The 16,643-nt window shown below is 42.2% G+C and carries 21 protein-coding genes; 4 read left to right on the forward strand and 17 right to left on the reverse strand.

Going from position 1 to position 16,643, the window contains the following annotated elements:
* Positions 1–29: 29 nt before the first annotated feature.
* A complete protein-coding gene (locus IOC57_RS02105) occupies positions 30–227 on the reverse strand; it encodes a cold-shock protein (RefSeq protein ID WP_028393295.1) in 198 nt (65 codons plus the stop codon).
* A gap of 198 nt (positions 228–425) precedes the next feature.
* Positions 426–917 (reverse strand): hypothetical protein, encoded by a 492-nt coding sequence (locus IOC57_RS02110; RefSeq protein ID WP_207437198.1) that lies wholly within the window; start codon positions 915–917, stop codon positions 426–428.
* Positions 918–1,027: 110 nt separating this feature from the next.
* Between IOC57_RS02110 and IOC57_RS25625 the strand changes: the two genes are divergently transcribed.
* Entirely contained in the window at positions 1,028–1,159 is a 132-nt protein-coding gene (locus tag IOC57_RS25625) for a hypothetical protein (protein ID WP_286184452.1), read from the forward strand.
* A gap of 72 nt (positions 1,160–1,231) precedes the next feature.
* Here the strand turns inward: IOC57_RS25625 and modB are convergent, their stop codons facing one another.
* Positions 1,232–1,885 (reverse strand): molybdate ABC transporter permease subunit, encoded by a 654-nt coding sequence (gene modB, locus IOC57_RS02115; RefSeq protein ID WP_207437199.1) that lies wholly within the window; start codon positions 1,883–1,885, stop codon positions 1,232–1,234.
* Between the two features lie 247 nt (positions 1,886–2,132).
* Between modB and spx the strand changes: the two genes are divergently transcribed.
* On the forward strand, positions 2,133–2,528 hold the full coding sequence (gene spx / locus IOC57_RS02120; protein ID WP_034314875.1) for a transcriptional regulator Spx: 396 nt from the start codon (positions 2,133–2,135) through the stop codon (positions 2,526–2,528).
* Positions 2,529–2,582: 54 nt separating this feature from the next.
* On the opposite strand, the gene IOC57_RS02125 is transcribed toward spx, so the two are convergent.
* From IOC57_RS02125 to IOC57_RS02140, 5 genes are all read right to left on the reverse strand, one after another.
* Positions 2,583–4,013 carry a HAMP domain-containing sensor histidine kinase gene (locus IOC57_RS02125; RefSeq protein ID WP_286184485.1) on the reverse strand — a complete coding sequence of 477 codons (1,431 nt, stop codon included), beginning with the start codon at positions 4,011–4,013 and terminating at the stop codon, positions 2,583–2,585.
* Positions 4,003–4,692 carry a response regulator transcription factor gene (locus IOC57_RS02130; protein WP_207437201.1) on the reverse strand — a complete coding sequence of 230 codons (690 nt, stop codon included), beginning with the start codon at positions 4,690–4,692 and terminating at the stop codon, positions 4,003–4,005. Before IOC57_RS02130 ends, IOC57_RS02125 begins: the two co-directional genes overlap by 11 nt.
* Positions 4,693–4,962: 270 nt before the next feature.
* Positions 4,963–5,892: a cation diffusion facilitator family transporter gene (locus IOC57_RS02135; RefSeq protein WP_207437202.1), complete on the reverse strand. Its 930-nt coding sequence runs from the start codon at positions 5,890–5,892 to the stop codon at positions 4,963–4,965.
* A gap of 209 nt (positions 5,893–6,101) precedes the next feature.
* On the reverse strand, positions 6,102–6,230 hold the full coding sequence (locus tag IOC57_RS25630; protein WP_257790334.1) for a hypothetical protein: 129 nt from the start codon (positions 6,228–6,230) through the stop codon (positions 6,102–6,104).
* A 98-nt stretch (positions 6,231–6,328) separates the two neighbouring features.
* Complete coding sequence (locus IOC57_RS02140) at positions 6,329–7,072, reverse strand: metallophosphoesterase family protein (protein ID WP_207437203.1); 744 nt, start codon at positions 7,070–7,072, stop codon at positions 6,329–6,331.
* A 216-nt stretch (positions 7,073–7,288) separates the two neighbouring features.
* Here IOC57_RS02140 and IOC57_RS02145 point away from each other — a divergent pair, with 216 nt between their 5' ends.
* Entirely contained in the window at positions 7,289–7,423 is a 135-nt protein-coding gene (locus tag IOC57_RS02145; protein ID WP_207437204.1) for a YjcZ family sporulation protein, read from the forward strand.
* Between the two features lie 162 nt (positions 7,424–7,585).
* Here the strand turns inward: IOC57_RS02145 and IOC57_RS02150 are convergent, their stop codons facing one another.
* A complete protein-coding gene (locus IOC57_RS02150; protein WP_207437205.1) occupies positions 7,586–8,551 on the reverse strand; it encodes an NAD(P)H-dependent flavin oxidoreductase in 966 nt (321 codons plus the stop codon).
* An 80-nt stretch (positions 8,552–8,631) separates the two neighbouring features.
* Here IOC57_RS02150 and IOC57_RS02155 point away from each other — a divergent pair, with 80 nt between their 5' ends.
* Positions 8,632–9,144: a gamma carbonic anhydrase family protein gene (locus tag IOC57_RS02155; RefSeq protein WP_207437206.1), complete on the forward strand. Its 513-nt coding sequence runs from the start codon at positions 8,632–8,634 to the stop codon at positions 9,142–9,144.
* Positions 9,145–9,220: 76 nt separating this feature from the next.
* On the opposite strand, the gene paaX is transcribed toward IOC57_RS02155, so the two are convergent.
* The 8 genes from paaX to IOC57_RS02195 form a co-directional block, all read right to left on the reverse strand.
* Positions 9,221–10,102 (reverse strand): phenylacetic acid degradation operon negative regulatory protein PaaX, encoded by an 882-nt coding sequence (paaX, locus tag IOC57_RS02160; RefSeq protein ID WP_207437396.1) that lies wholly within the window; start codon positions 10,100–10,102, stop codon positions 9,221–9,223.
* Positions 10,103–10,187: 85 nt separating this feature from the next.
* Complete coding sequence (locus IOC57_RS02165; protein ID WP_207437207.1) at positions 10,188–10,964, reverse strand: enoyl-CoA hydratase-related protein; 777 nt, start codon at positions 10,962–10,964, stop codon at positions 10,188–10,190.
* A gap of 66 nt (positions 10,965–11,030) precedes the next feature.
* Positions 11,031–12,239 carry an acetyl-CoA C-acyltransferase gene (locus IOC57_RS02170; RefSeq protein WP_207437208.1) on the reverse strand — a complete coding sequence of 403 codons (1,209 nt, stop codon included), beginning with the start codon at positions 12,237–12,239 and terminating at the stop codon, positions 11,031–11,033.
* Positions 12,236–13,108 (reverse strand): 3-hydroxyacyl-CoA dehydrogenase, encoded by an 873-nt coding sequence (locus IOC57_RS02175; RefSeq protein ID WP_207437209.1) that lies wholly within the window; start codon positions 13,106–13,108, stop codon positions 12,236–12,238. The genes IOC57_RS02170 and IOC57_RS02175 overlap by 4 nt, the downstream gene beginning before the upstream one ends.
* Before the next feature lie 121 nt (positions 13,109–13,229).
* On the reverse strand, positions 13,230–14,747 hold the full coding sequence (locus IOC57_RS02180) for an aldehyde dehydrogenase family protein (RefSeq protein ID WP_207437210.1): 1,518 nt from the start codon (positions 14,745–14,747) through the stop codon (positions 13,230–13,232).
* Positions 14,748–14,770: 23 nt separating this feature from the next.
* A complete protein-coding gene (locus IOC57_RS02185) occupies positions 14,771–15,544 on the reverse strand; it encodes an enoyl-CoA hydratase-related protein (RefSeq protein WP_207437211.1) in 774 nt (257 codons plus the stop codon).
* Between the two features lie 10 nt (positions 15,545–15,554).
* Entirely contained in the window at positions 15,555–16,331 is a 777-nt protein-coding gene (locus IOC57_RS02190) for an enoyl-CoA hydratase/isomerase family protein (RefSeq protein WP_207437212.1), read from the reverse strand.
* A complete protein-coding gene (locus IOC57_RS02195) occupies positions 16,328–16,633 on the reverse strand; it encodes an EthD family reductase (protein WP_034314904.1) in 306 nt (101 codons plus the stop codon). Before IOC57_RS02195 ends, IOC57_RS02190 begins: the two co-directional genes overlap by 4 nt.
* Positions 16,634–16,643 lie beyond the last annotated feature (10 nt).

A 16,643-nucleotide genomic window follows, 5' to 3' on the forward strand; every position in this document is an offset into this window, starting at 1 on the left:
AATCGGAGTCTTTTTTTATATGCGTTCAATTATTTTTGAACGTTAGCTGCTTGTGGTCCACGAGCGCCTTGCTCGATTTCGAAAGAAACTTCTTGGCCTTCTTCAAGCGTTTTGAAGCCTTCGCCTTGGATAGCTGAGAAATGTACGAATACATCGTCTTGGCCTTCAACTTCGATGAAACCGAAACCTTTTTCTGCGTTAAACCATTTTACTTTACCTTGTACCATGATAGTTCCTCCTGTGTTTGGAAAAATCCATTTTATTACTATTTTTGGTTCTGGATAATGTTTCAAGAGGAATCCTATTACAGTAAATCCTTCTATCAAACTTATTCCGAACAAAAATAATTACTTATATTATATCATGGGAAATCCTAAAAAAACAAGATTAACGCAGTAAATCAAACGACAAATTATCCTAAAATTCTACATTTTCCTCTTCTTGCTTTGTCGGAAGCCTTCGTCCAATAAGTAGCGCTCCGCCTCTACTGGACTCTCGAAACACTCCTCAAGATTCGACCCTGAATACACATTCCAAAGCAGGTCTTCCCTTTCAAGTGTAAGCTCTTGCTTTTCAGGGCCAATCCATGTCCCTTCCAACCTAGCGAACTCGTTTTCCTCTTCTTCGAATTCAACTGGAGGTTCAGATAGGTAATCCACGCTTTTTTGGATCAATTCTTTTAATTCCGCTTCATTATAGTCACGTATATTGATAAACCCTTTACGGTCAGTGTCTTTTTTTCTCATATGCCCTGCGTAAACGAATCCATTTCCATTGGGATGCAAGTGCTGAACGACGATCTTTTTCTCCTGGACACTACCTGGATAATGGAAGTTCACACGTCCCAATGAAACGTCTTTTCGCTGTAATTCCGGAAAAGTTTCAATGATGCTCAATTTTTCTACAAATGTTAACAAATTTCTTCCTCATTTCATTAGTTCATATTGTTTGTCGATTATAACACAGACTGATTAGAAACAACACTCTCCCTCTTCCAATATAAGGTAATGAAAGGGAGTGTTAGGATTTGATCATGAAAATTCGGGACCTGGACACCGATTATAGCCAACAGCTTTTTAAGCTTCAGAAGGAAGCCTATAAGGTGGAAGCGGAAATGATCAAGCATTGCCAAAACACCTCCTCTATCGGAATCATATGAACAATTCATTGTCATGAAACGTTTTATGCTATTTAATGGGTGATGCCTAAGCTGGTGCAATTTCAAAAGCATTCATTTTATGTAAGTCACGATAAAAAGCATAATGAATGAAATGGCGATAATTGCGGCAACCCACAGCCAGGCCAATGTCATATTCCCAGAGTCCATGGCGATATAAATCGCAGTCGGTATGGTTTGTGTCTGTCCGGGAATGTTCCCGGCAAACATGAGGGTGGCCCCGAATTCCCCCAACGCACGCGCAGAACTTAAGATGGCACCTGTGACGATGGATTTGATCGCCAATGGAAGGGAAACATTCAGGAATAATCTCCACTCACCGGCCCCGTCTACCCTTGCTGCATTTTCGATTTCTTCATCTATACCTTCAAAGCCCGTTTTAGCAGATTGGTACATAAGCGGAAACGCTACCACGGTAGATGCAATGACCGCCGCCCACCACGTGAACATCAATGGCTGATCAAAAACCCTTTCAATGAATTGTCCCGGCATTCCATTCTTGCCAAAAATCACAATCAATAAAAAACCCACGACGGAAGGCGGTAAAACAAGCGGCAATAAAAACACTGTTTCCAACAGGATTCGTCCCCTGAATCGCTTTTTTGCCATCATTCGCGCTAGGATAATTCCTAAAAAGAGAACAAGGATACCCGATAATCCCGCTACTTGTATCGATAGCCTGACTGGTGACCAAAAATCCGCTGTCATGATATTATCCGCACATCATTGTTAAATATCGGCCTATGCAGGCCCTTGTTCGGCACCACTACCCAAACGGTTTCTTTTTCATTAAAGGCAGGCTTCATTTCAGTTTCTCCCTTTCTTTTTTAAATAACATTTAAGTTTATTTTTCTTGACATCTTGCTGACACAAAGAAACGTTAAAGTAAGAGTATCACAAATATAAAAATAATTTCATTCCAATAAACTTGAAAACTTTGAAGGAGTCGATTTTAATGGTAACAATTTATACTACTCCAAGCAGTTTAGCCTGTCGTAAAGCAAAAGCTTGGCTTAAGAAGAACGAAATTTCCTTTAATGAACGTAACCTATATTCCCAACCTCTATCTATAGAAGAAATAAAAGAGATTTTACGTAAAACGGAAGGCGGGACAGATGAAATCATCTCAACCCGTTCTAAAAAATTCAAAAGCCTGAATATCGATATAAATAATACACCACTTAATGATCTTTGCAAGCTTATTCAGGATAACCCGGATTTACTTCGCCGGCCAATCATTTTCGACCATAAGAACTTGCATGCAGGATATAATGAAGAAGAAATGGGACGCTTCCTTCCAAGGAAAGTCCGTCATGTACAATTATGGCGAGCAATCAGCCAATTGGCTTAATTAGTTAGCTTTCTGTATAAAAAAGGGTTGTCCATTACATCGGACAACCCTTTTTTATATCTGATCCGCTTTCTCTATGACAATCGTGAAGGTTGTCCCTTGTTCATCGCTATCCTTAAGTATAAGATCTCCCTTTTGCGCTTTTGCGAGCATTCTACTGAATGGCAGTCCCAAACCTAGACCACGTACCTTCAACTTTTTGTTCTCACCCCGATAAAATGGTTCGAACACATATTGTTGTTCATGTTCCGGGATCCCCCGGCCGCTGTCCAGTATATCAATGCAGATCCTTTCTTCATCCTTTTCATAAAGGTGAACCGATATTTTCCCTTTGCCATCAAGTGCATGTCTGGCATTATTCAAAAGATTAATGACGATTTGCTGCATCCGTAATGAATCTATTTGACCAAAGACCGGTTCATCAGGAACTCTTACCTCAAAAGCGAACGATTGATCATCATCCTGGGTCACCTGCCAGCGATGGGCGATTTCCTTGATGAATATATTGATATTCTCTTTATGCACCCGAATTTTAAAAGCGCCTGCAGATATGGCATTATAATTGAGTAAATCCTCTATCATCCCTTGTAAACGTTGAGTTTCCTTCAAGGAAATATCGAGGAATTCCTTACTTTGCTCTCCCTTAACGACATCATCCTTAACCGCCTGTATCAGTCCGCTGATGGAAGTGACTGGCGTTTTCAAATCATGGGTTACGCCTGCAAGCAATTCCGCCCGCAACTTCTCCATGACCTTCAATCTGTTGGTCATTTCCTTAAATGATTCTACCAGTTCATAAATTTCCTCTTCCTTGATTTCCTCTTCCTCTTTAAAATGGATATCATAGTTGCCTTCTCGAACCTGGACAGCTGCGTTAGCAACGTCTTGAATGGGCCGTGAAATCTGCCTGGAAAGAAAATAAATGACTCCCGTTCCCAGAATCAGAAGGCCACCAATCATGATCGCCAACAAGCCATGATCTTGGTTGATTTCCTTCAATGCCCCTTCTTCCTGTGCAATGACCACCCAGCCTCTCGTTTCATCATTAAACGTAATGGGGGACTTGACTACATATACTTTGTTGTCGGAAATCTTGACCTTCTGGATTAACTCCGTATTTTTCATGATGACGTCCGGAAGTTTATTATCATCGGGATCTATATACAATTGTGGCATCGTATAAATGATGGTGGCATCGGGATCGACGATATAGATGATTGGCTGTTGGTTCAGATGGAGGATTTTCTCCCTTTCCTCAACAATTTCCGAAAGGATCGGGCCAATGACAATCTGACCATTTTCCTTAATCGCCCGATCGGATGTTTCATCCGCTAAATACTTAAGAAGGCTAAGCCTATATTCCAAAGCCGTTTTTTCCATCCACCATAAGGAAAAAACAGATAATAATATCAAGCCCGAAATCAAGGTCAATACGTATCTCTTGGTCCAATAGCGTTGCAAAGTGGTTCTTTTTTTAGTTTTCATAGACACTCAATTGATACCCCAATCCACGCAATGTTTTTATTTCCCCCTCAGTTACAGGCCATGCATCTATCGACTTCCTGATTCGTTTGATCGCCAGGTCCACCGCACGGTCACTGCCGTCATAATCCAAACCCCACACTTGGTCGAGCAGCTGTTCTCTCGTGAAAATTTGATTAGGGTGCTTAGCGAAAAAAACGAGAAGTGACAAATCACGCGGCGTCAAGTTTATCTCTTCCCCATTCAAATGCACCATATAAGACAGATCATCGATGGTTAAACTTCCAAACTCATGTACATGACCATCTTCCGTAACAACCGATGAGGACCTTCTTAAAACGGCATGCACCCGGGCCACGACTTCTTCGGCAACGAAGGGTTTGGAGATATAATCATCCGCACCTGACTTAAATCCCGATAATCTGTAATCGACATCTGTCAGTGCAGTCAACATGATAACCGGACATGTATCATCCTCCCGAATTTCCTTCAATATATCCCAGCCTTCCTTACCTGGCAGCATGACATCAAGCAGGACAAGGTCTGGCTTCGTTTCTTCAAACACCGGTATGGCCTTTAGCCCATCGTAAACTTGGACTACAACAAAACCCTCCCGTTCCAAATATGCTTTCAATACCATCGAAATGGCAATTTCATCTTCTACTACAAGAATTTTCTTCATTTATGGATTCCTCCTTCCTGAATTATAGTGAAATCATGTTGCATATGCTAACTATTAAAAACATCAAGCTTTTTCCCTCAATCTTACCCTTATTATGTGTCAGGATTATGTTCGCAGTAAAATTCACCGATGTTTTCACTTAGTCATTTCATGCCAGTGATCTGGATTCATTTTAACAGGAATGTACCACATAGTAGGAAATGGACATAAAATTACTTGAAACTCTTATTGCACTCTTAAGAGGCTGGCTCTAAACTGAGCCAGCCCTTTTCAATTACATGTCTCATGTGGATTCGGGCATCCTGCTTCCTGTCTTTCCACTTGAATTGTGCTATGTTCGATTCCAAACCGATCATGAAGTAGTTTTTGCGCTTCTGCTAAAACGGAATCGTGATCACCGCTTTCATCTATGACAACATGGCAGCTCATTGTCAAAAAACCAGAGGTGATCGTCCAGATATGGAGATCATGGACTTCGGATACACCAACCAAATCTGTCAAAGATGCTTTCACTTCATCCATATCGACTTGGTCTGGCGTGCCCTCCATCAAGATATGGAAAGAATCCCTCACTATCCTAAAACCGCTGATAATAATTAAGATAGCTACTATGACGCTGGCAATCGGATCTGCTATTCCCCAATCGAAAAAATAAATAAAGAGTGCGGCAGCGATGGCTCCTACAGATCCAAGCATATCACCAATAACATGTAAAAAGGCACTCCGTACATTCAGATTGTCTTCCTTATCTCCGCTCATTAAAATCCAGGCCGCAATGATATTAACAAGTAAGCCTATGATTGAAATCATTAGCATTCCCATGCTTTGCACCTCAGGGGGATCCAGGAACCTCTTAATTGCCTCTACGAAAATGAATACGGATATGATGATCAAGGTCAATCCATTCAAACAAGCAGCTATGATTTCAAAACGTTTATATCCAAACGTTTTGGACGATGTTGCTTTCCTTTCCCCCAATCTTACCGCTGTATAACTAAGTCCTAAAGCTGCCGCATCGCTAAGCATGTGACCTGCATCCGACAGTAAAGCCAGACTATTTGTCAAGAATCCACCAATTACCTCGACTATCATAAATGTGGAGATTAATAAGAAAGAAGCCAACAATACTTTTTTATTATTGGAATGATGGTGGTGGTGTCCGTGCCCATGATCATGGGAGTGACCATGATGATGTCCCATGCCATCCCCCTCCTCTCGGATTTGAAACTTATATATAGTATGGGATAAATCCGGAATGGTTTCAAATGATTCACTTCCGGGATTCCCCGGCTTTAAAAAAGGTGGTGAAAAAGGCATGGCGTGATCTTTTACGAAAAACCAACATTCTGCCTTCCCATTTCAAAGTAAAAATAAACGCTACAGACAATTCCTGCAGCGTTTTTCCCGTTTTATCTTTCCTCTTGCATCGTATCATCGACAATGGCATGCAAATCCTTATTGAACAATTCATCATTACAGACAAGACTGTGCCGCTCCATCTCTTCCTGCTCTTGACTTACCTGTTCCTTTTCCTTCATAACCTACCTCCAGCATCATGATGTTTGCCTATTATCGTATCCACAGGCATGTACCTTTATGCTCAACATTTTCCCATACTTCATCAAAAATTAACGTATTAGGCCTGCTGCCCGCCATGGAAGGCACGTATAATGAATTCATGCTCTGGAACTTGTAAGCTTTTATACGATAACAGGAATGATGTATTATCATAGGCCACTTTTTCAAGCTTAACCTGAATACCGGTATTTTCAATCGTAACTATGGCATAAGGAGCAACTGGTTCACCATTGCAGCCAAGAGAACCAGGGTTCAGAAATATCGTTCGGTCATTTTTAAAAAGGTGGATAGGGTGATGATGACCAAACCCTATTAAATCGTGATGTTGATCTCTGAAAAGCATTTCTAAGTTATCTAAATTCGGTTCAACGATTTTACTAAATGGATTTCGGCTTATGTGCTCATCCAATTTCTTCGATTCCATGTGATAATGGGTGAAGTAAACGGAGTGATCATTAATGATATGATGTATGGTACGAGGTAATTTTTTCAATTTGGTTAAGAATTTCCGATGCATCCTATCCGCTATCCATTCATGATGCTCCTTTACATGAATATGACCGGCGGGATGCGGCTCCCCGTTAATGATGGCCAGGACAGCTTCATCATGATTTCCAGTTATCATCGATAAATCATTTCTTGAAAATAAAAGTTCAAGGACTTCATTTGTATCCGGGCCAATTCCGACCATATCTCCCAAACAATAAAGACGATCTATATCTTCCCTTTGATCAATATCCCTAAGAACGGCTTTTAACGCTGATGCATTACCATGCACATCCGTTATAATGGCAACCTTCATGACTTAATTCAGCTCCCTTCCCCAACAATCCACATGGTATATTATAACATTTAAAACGAAATCAAAAAAATATTCGGGCTTATTCCCCCTGTTATACCCATGCCCATTTTTTATGAATAAGCAAACACTTCGGCCTAGAATACATAGTATGAAGTATTCCTGGTAAAGATGTTTTGCTAGGTTTGTAATTCATAATATGTATGAGGAGGAAATTAAATGGGTGGAAATGGTAATGATTGTTATGGCGGCGGTGGCGGCTGCGGTTTCGATAACGGATTTGCATTGCTGATCGTATTATTCATCTTGTTGATCATCATCGGATGCAGTTGGGGATTCGGTGGCGGCTACTAATAATGACATAAATCAAAAAGGCGCCTGATCAAGGCGCCTTCTTTGTTATGAATTGATAATTAGTGTATGTCATTGATTTCCCCTTTTCAATTGGTTATTACACACTTTAGCTGTTACCAAGCGAATACCTCTGGTACACAAGAATATCGATAGCCTCCACTCTCAAATCATATAAGGGGCAGAGACCCTGCTCAAACCATCTTCCATTTGTTTTTTTGCATCTTTCATCATGCCATCAAGTAATTCCTTTACCGTGGGTATATCATCAATCAATCCGGCAACCTGGCCGCTGTTCATGAAACCATTATTAACATCCCCGTTCATCGCCCCATTAATATGATGGACTTCAGAGGTCATTTCACGATAATTCATAGGAGACAGCCCCTGTTTTTCCAAATCCAGGACTTTCTCGGTATATGGGTCCTTCAATACCCTTCTGACCTGGCCATGTGACCTCCCCAAAATTACCGTATCATTGCCCATCGCTTCGATGAGTTTCTGTTTATATGACGGATGGAACGGTGCTTCTTGTGTAGCGATAAGCCTGGTTCCTAATTGGACTCCAGAAGCCCCCAGCATCAATGCAGCTGCCAATCCCTGTCCATTTCCTATTCCGCCAGCGGCTAAAACTGGCAGTGTCACATGCTTGCTGATTTGCGGAATGAGTGTAAAGGTCGTCATTTCCAGGTTCGAATTGATGCCGGCAGCTTCAAACCCTTCAGCGACCAACACATCGGCACCGGCAGCTTGCGCTTTTTGCGCGTGCTTAACCGACGCAACGATGGCAATCACTTTTATATTCTTTTTTTGCAATAATGGAATGATAGGGGCTGGATTTCCTGCAGATAAGGAAACTACAGGTATATCATGCTTCAGGACAAGATTGATTAATTCATCTGTATATGGACTAACGTTTATCGGAATGTTCAACGCAAAATTGTTATTGGTTTTATCTTTGGTATCGAGAATGATGGCTTCTACCTGTTCAGGATTCATGGTACCGCACCCTATTGTCCCTAGGCCTCCTGCATTGGATACTGCAGCCGCAAGACTAGCATTGCTTATATTCCCCATGCCGCCTTGAATAATTGGATATTTTATCGAAAAAAGCTCACAAATATATTTCACTTTCATCCCTCCCTGTCACTTTAATGTTATACTATATTCATTAGAAAAACAATTCTGACTTTTCAAAAAGGAGCGAGACTATGATTATTCCGTACAAGAATAAAAAACCATCCATTGATGATACCGTTTTCGTGGCACCTGGTGCTCATTTAATCGGTGATATTTTGATTGGGAAAGACTCGACCATTTGGTTTAATGCCGTACTGCGCGGTGACGAAGATTCAATTACAATAGGAGAAAGATGCAGTATTCAAGATAACTCCACCATTCATTTATTTGAAGGATGCCCAGTTGTCATTGAAGATGAAGTGACGGTTGGTCATAATGTAATCCTGCATGGTTGTAAGATAGGAAAACGCTCCATTATTGGTATGGGTTCAACGATATTGGATAATGTAGAAATAGGCGAAGAATGCATTATCGGAGCGAATACATTGATTTCCTCTGGCAAAAGCATACCTCCACGTTCTCTGGTCATTGGTTCCCCGGGGAAAGTGGTTCGCAGATTGAATGATAAAGATCTTGAATTGATCCAACTTTCGATCGATACATATGTTCAAAAAGGAAAAGATTTCAAAGGGATCCTTGATTAATTTTATAAAAGGTTCGAATATGTTTATGTGAAAGGAGCTTCAGCTAGTCGGAATTAGCGACTGGCTGAAGCTCCTTTCACTTAATGATAAGTGGATGATCCTTGGCATCATAGGTTTCGTCTTTCCGCCATAAATCGTTGTTTTCCTGAAATACGCTTTCAAAGAAACGGCTTGCCGGTTCTGCCAAGACTTGATAATACTGGCTAAATAAAAGAGCAGCATGATTCCCGTTCCACTTTGAAGGCAACAGTTCCTTTGGAAGGCCCGGATCGATAAATAAAAACTTACGGTATTCATGCACCAAGTTCGTTCGTTCTACAAAGCAATCTGCATCGGACATTTCTCCCCTGCTAATGATGCTTTGATGAACGATGAATTGTTTGCTGTATTTCTCGATGAATTCTTCATATTTATTTTCAATCTCTTCTAAATGCCAGCTCTTCTCGACAAGCGATTGATTTTCTTTTGGACCCTTGTACTCCGATATGAAAAAATCAACATATTCATTGATGTCATATTTCTCGATCAAGCGATTGATTTGTTTCTCCAAATCATTAGGGGAAATCCAGCAACCACTGGAAAAGCTGCCAAATCCGCTCCATAATAATTCTTTACGGAGATCGTCCCGTAATTGCCGCTTATCTTCAGGTATCGTGTACATTAAGGTACGCCATTTACCGTCCCATTCATTTGGTTTCATCTTGTATATGCGATTGGCCGCTTCATCCATTCGCTGTACACCCCGATCGGTCAAAAAGTAATAGCTTTTATTTCCCTGCTTTTCTGACTGAATCCACCCTTGCTTGACCATTCGTGAAACGGCTACACGAACGCCCTGCTCATTATGACCGAATTCCTTTAATAAACGAATTAAACTGCCTATCCAGATTTTACTTCCATAATTGCGGATATAATCTCCATAAATCGTAAAAATCATGGATTGCGTATTAGTTCCTATTTTTCTCACCTCACTCTCATATTATTACTATTTTCACACGGACGACATAATTATTATTATATCTTTTTATAAAGAAACCGCAATATTATTTACCCGTAAATTGCGTTTTTCTCCGTTCACTAAATGCTTGGAGCGCCTCCAATCTGTCTTGAGTCGGGATGGTCAATTCATAGGCTTTTCCCTCTATGGCCATACCGGTCTGCAAGTCCGTATTCATTCCTTGGTCAATCGCATATTTGGCTTGTTTGACTGCAATCGGCCCATTTTTCATGATATTTGCTGCCAATTCTTCACAAGCTGACATAAGTTGATTCCTTGGCAAAACCTTCAAAAGGATCCCTAATTGACATGCTTCTTCTGCAGTCAATTTTTTAGCGGTGAAGATTAATTCCTTCGCTTTCATTTCCCCAATCAATCTCGGCAGCCGCTGTGTACCGCCTGCCCCAGGAATAATGGCCCAGCTGGTTTCAGTGAGCCCCAAAGAAACACCTTCCGCAGCAATTGCAAAGTCACATGAAAGCAGCCATTCGAATCCTCCCCCCAATGCATACCCATTGACGGCAGCTATGGTTGGCTGCGGAAGCCCTGCGATACTATTAAAAACATCGCGAATCGCTTTAACGTTCCTTCTTACTTCCGCATCATCCAAAGACTTCCTTTCTTTCAAATCCGCTCCCGCGCTGAATGCCTTTTCCCCTGCACCTGTGAAAATGACGACACGGATTTCGCTGTCCATATAAACTGAATCGATGACTTCCTGCAATTCAGAAAGTGTCTCATAGTCGAAGCAATTCAATACGTCAGGCCGATTCACTGTTACATATCCGATTTGATTCATCACTTTATAAATAACATTGGACATGAGTCTCCTCCCCTTTTAAAAAAATGACCCTTTTTGAAGATAAAACTAATAAGGGCCGGCCCCTCTTCAATCTTTTTCAATATTTTCTATAATGGCGGATATGCCTTGGCCAACGCCTACACACATCGTCGCAAGACCATAGCGTACTTTCCGCTTTTTCATTTCGTGGACAAGTGTTGTTAAAATACGCGCCCCGCTTGCACCAAGCGGATGGCCAAACGCTATTGCCCCTCCGTTGACATTCACTTTCTCCTGATCCAATTTCAATTGGCGGATACACTCCAAGGATTGGGAAGCGAATGCTTCATTCAATTCCACTAGCCCGATGTCTTCAATCGTCAAACTTGCCCTCTCCAAAGCTTTTTTAGTGGCATGGATTGGACCAAGGCCCATAATGGATGGTTCTAAGCCCGCTACCGCCCCTACAACATATTTGGCCAGAGGTTTCAATCCAAGCTCCCGTGCTTTTTCTGCACTCATCAAAAGTAATGCCGAGGCACCATCATTTACACCTGAAGCATTACCTGCTGTTACAGTGCCGTCTTTAAAGATTGGTTTGAGTTTTTCCAACTTTTCGATGGTTGTGTCAGGACGAGGGTGTTCATCTTTATCGACAATGACCTCACTCCCTTTACGATCCGTGTATCTAACAGGTACGATTTCATTAATGAAACGCTCATTTTCCACTGCGTTTTTCGCTCTTTGCTGGCTTTGATACGCGAATCGATCTTGATCCTCCCTTGAAACCGAAAAACGCCGGGCGACGTTTTCAGCCGTTTGAGGCATGGAATCCACGCCATACATTTCTTTAAGTTTCTCATTCGTGAAACGCCATCCGATCGTTGTATCCTGAAGCTCCATTGACCCCCTCGGAAATTCACTCTCAGGTTTGGCCATGACGTACGGCGCCCTTGTCATACTTTCAGTACCTCCTGCGATATAAATATCGCCTTCACCTACAGCAATGGAACGTGCCGCATACATGACGGCATCCAGTCCGGATCCACACAAACGATTTATTGTCGTTCCAGCTACGTTTACCGGAAGACCAGCTAAAAGGGCGGACATCCGGGCCACATCGCGATTATCCTCCCCTGCTTGATTTGCATTCCCGAAGATGACATCCTCAATCTGATCTGGGGGCAGCTCTGGATTGCGATCGGTCAGCGCCTTGATTACAATTGCACCGAGGTCATCCGGGCGGACGCTTTTCAAAACTCCTTTATATCTTCCGATTGGTGTTCTCACAGCATCGATAATCACAACATCCTTCATTTCCTCATCAGCTCTCCATCTTTTGTATAATCGTACACACCTTTACCTGACTTTCGGCCGAGCCTGCCAGCTTTAACATACTGTTCAAGGAGCGGGGCCGGGCGGTATTTCTCACCAAGTTTACTATGTAAATATTTCAAATTATTCAAACGGGCATCCAATCCTACCAAATCACCTAGCTCAAAAGGTCCCATTGGGTAATTCAGCCCTAATTTTATTGCCTTATCGATTTCTTCCGGTGTTCCTAAACCTTCTTGAAGCATAAAGAACGCTTCATTCCCTACCAGACAGCTGATCCTGCTGGTAACAAACCCAGGGAATTCATTTATGACCACGGTTTCTTTTCCCATTTTTCCGGCTACCTCTTTTATTACGGCTGCCGTTTCATCGCTGGTTTCAAGACCACGTACAATTTCAACGAGTGGCATCTTTTGTACAGGATTGAAAAAATGCATGGCAATCGTTTTTTCGGGACGCTTTCCATAAGAACCAATTTCCGTCGGGCTCATCGTGGAAGTATTGGTTGCAAAATAACAATCTTCTTTTGCATGGGCTTCAATCGTTTCGAAGACTGCCCTCTTAATTTCCGCTTTTTCTGGAACTGCCTCTATGATCAAGTCGGCATATGCTGCTGATTCTTTCAAATTGGAAGAATAGGAAAATCTGCCTTTTGCGGCTGCCGCTTCTTCCTGGGTGATTTTTTGGTAGCGCACACCCTTTTCAAAAATGGCATCGATTTCTTTTCCAGCACTTTCCAAAGCATCCTGATTCACATCCACCAGTACTACATTAAAACCTCCTGTCGCCCCTACATAAGCTATTCCCCTGCCCATGACACCAGATCCGACAATCACTAAATTTCTAATCATTCGTTCATTCCTCCTTCACAAAATAAATAGGGGCTGGCTACGAATAACCAGATCAGCATTCATCCATACCTGAATCACTTTTCCGACATACCGTTCAGCCAGCCGCCTATTTTATGTTTTATTAAATTCCAAATGGATTTAATGGACGGCTTCCATGATAGGAAATGATGCTTTTCGTTTCTGTATATAGATCAAGTGTCTCAATACAAAGTTCCCGGCCGAACCCTGATTGTTTATACCCTCCGAAAGGTGTTCCAGGAAATGCGGAGAATGGGCAATTCACCATGACGATTCCCGCTTCTATTTGATTGGCCACTCTAGTTGCACGCCCGCCATCTTTTGTCCATAGTGCTGAACCCAAACCGAATTCCGTATCATTCGCGAGTCTCACGGCTTCTTTTTCATCTTTGAATTTCATTATGACAACGACAGGCCCGAATATTTCCTCTTTCACTACATCCATTTCATGATTGACATTCGCAATCACCGTCGGCTCATACCAATAACCGTTTTCGAAACCTTCTATGACCGCTGGCTTTCCTCCTGTCAGGATTTCCGCTCCGTCAGTAATGGCAGATTGTACATAATTGTCGATGACATCCAATTGCCCTTGATCTATGACTGCACCGACATGTGTTTCTTTGTCGAGCGGATTGCCCAATTTCAATTTTTTCGTTTTTTCTACGAATCTGGCAACGAACTCATCATATATGTCTTCGTGCACGTATAAACGGGATCTAGCTTCGCAAGACTGCCCGGTATTGTAGAAAATTCCATATAATGATCCATCGATAGCCGCTTCAAGGTCTGCATCTTCAAAAACAATATTAGGGGACTTACCGCCAAGCTCCAATGTCACCCTTTTTAATGTCTGTGAAGCTTTGCCCATGAGATCCCTGCCGATTGGCGTAGAACCCGTGAACGCCACCTTATTCACTTTCAGATGCTCGACAAGATAATTCCCTACGTCCGATCCAGGACCTGGAATGATATTGACCACGCCGGAAGGAACACCAGCTTCTAAACAGATTTCCCCTAATACGATGGCAGTCAGCGGCGTTAACGAAGCGGGCTTGACAATGACTGAACAGCCAACTGCAATTGCAGGTGCAATTTTCCACGCTGCCATCATCATAGGGTAATTCCAAGGGATGATTTGAGCACAAACACCTACTGGCTCTTTTTCCGTATAGTTATGGAATTGACCAGGAACATTATTGACAGATCCGCGGTGTGCAACTAAAGCGCCTGCATAAAACTCAAAATCCTCAATTGCCTGCATGACTTGGCCTTGCGCTGCAGAAATGGATTTGCCGCTGTTCAGGACCTCCAATTCAACCAATTCATTAAAACGTGAACGCATGATTGAAGCAATTTTGTTCAATACACGAGACCGTTTATTAATCGGAGTTTTCTTCCATTTCCCCTTATCAAATGCTTCACGTGCAGCTTGAACGGCTTTTTCTGCATCTTCCTTGGTCGCCTTTGCAACCTTGGCAATGATTTTACCAGTCGCAGGATTGTATGCATCAATCGTGGAACCGTCAGAGCTTTCCACTCTTTCTCCATTGATGATCAGATGATAATAATCACGCTTCACTTCCGCTTTTTCAAATGCTGCCTCTTGTACTCTAACCATGTAATCCCACTCCCTTTTCTATATTACTTGCCTATGAATTGAGCCGTCCTTTTTTCAGTGAATGCTGCCACACCTTCTGCATAATCCTTCGTTAAGCCAGCAATTCGCTGACCCTCAGCTTCTTCTTTTAAGTATTCTTCCAATGAAAGGTGATAGGACGCTTCTAAGTATCTTTTGATTAAACCGATTGCTTTCGTTGGTTTGTTTGCGATATTCTCTGCAAAGGCTTTCAATTGCTCGTTCCATTCCTCCACATCGATCACTTTTGTAGCGAGCCCGATATTTTCCGCCTCGGCTGCAGGAACCTTTTCCCCCAATAATGATAATTCCAAGGCCTTCGCATGACCAACGATCCGCGAAAGGTAATACAGATTCCCCGAATCAGGTATCAACCCGATATTGACAAAAGCATTTAAAAAACTGGCTTTTTCAGAAACAAGGCGGAAATCGCATGCCAGCGCCAGACTGAAACCAGCCCCTGCAGCCACTCCATTGACTGCTGCAATGATCGGTTTTTCACAGTTTGCTATTTGCTGCATCATCGGACCGTAGTCATCGCGAAGCATCTGGCCTAAATTCATGCCCTCATCAACATCCGATAAATCCTGCCCCGAACAAAAAGCCCTGCCTTCCCCTGTAATGATAATGGCCCGCACTTCATCTGACCCTGCAGATATTTTGATCGCTTTCTGTATTTCCTTATTCATTTGGGACGTAAAGGCATTAAGTTTATCAGGACGGTTCAAAGTAAGCCATGCCACTCCATTTTCAACTCTATATTTGATCGTTTCGTACATAGAGCACCCCTTATTCTCCAGTAAAATTCGGCTCTCTTTTTTCAACAAATGCGTTCATTCCTTCTTTTTGGTCCTCTGATGCAAAAAGTATATAGAAGTTCTTCCGTTCAAATTGCATCCCCTCATATAAGGGGTAATCAACGGCTTTATTGACGGACTCTTTGATCAGTCTTACAGCCAATGCAGGTTGCTTTGCTATCTTTCCAGCAAAATCAACCGTTTCTTCCATTAACAATTCAGGTGCCACGATCTTATTAATGAAACCATATTGTAGTGCTGTCTTTGCCTTTATCCTTTCAGCCGACAATATCCATTCTAGTGCCTTTGTCTTGCCTACCAATTTCGTCAACCTTTGGGTCCCCCCTGCACCAGGCATGACCCCTAATGTCACTTCCGGAAAGGAAAACTGGGTGTCGCTGGAAGCAATAAGGAAATCACAGGATAAAGCGAGTTCAAAACCACCACCGAATACAAAACTTTTCACCGCACCAATCACAGGCTTCTTGACTAGGTTCATTCGGTCCCAATCGGCAAATTGGTTCGTTAACTCCATACTGATTGGATTGTCGTTCACCATCTCGTCAATATCAGCTCCAGCGGAAAATGCTTTTCCATTGCCCGATAGCAAGATCACCTTCACTTGTGGGTCCCGGTCGAATTCTTCCATGGTTGAAACTATTTCCCTAACCATTTTCCTGTTAAGGGCATTCAGTTGCTTCGGCCGATTTAAAGTGATATAACCAATGCCATCCGCAATTGTTGTTTCAATGAATTGAAGCGCATTCATTTTATTTCTTCTCCGATCATCATCGTGACAAGTTTCCCGGCAAAGCCCATTAGGTCTTTCCCTGATGCTTTTCCTTCAGGGGAACGCATTCCTTGCTGCAATGCATCGTGGTCTTCATAATACATTTCACAAAGAATGTAATACTCAGAGTCTTTGCCCATTGGGGTCCCTACAATTTTAGTGACCTCCATTTTTTGAAGACCAGGAATTTTTTCCGTTATCGGACCATGTACATTGAAATAGTGCTCATCGAACTCTTCCTTATTTTCAGGTTGTTTATATAGGGCGATTAACTTTACCATTTTAAAAAAC

This window comes from Bacillus sp. SD075 (genome assembly GCF_017355165.1).
In the GTDB taxonomy this organism is placed as follows: domain Bacteria; phylum Bacillota; class Bacilli; order Bacillales; family DSM-1321; genus Peribacillus.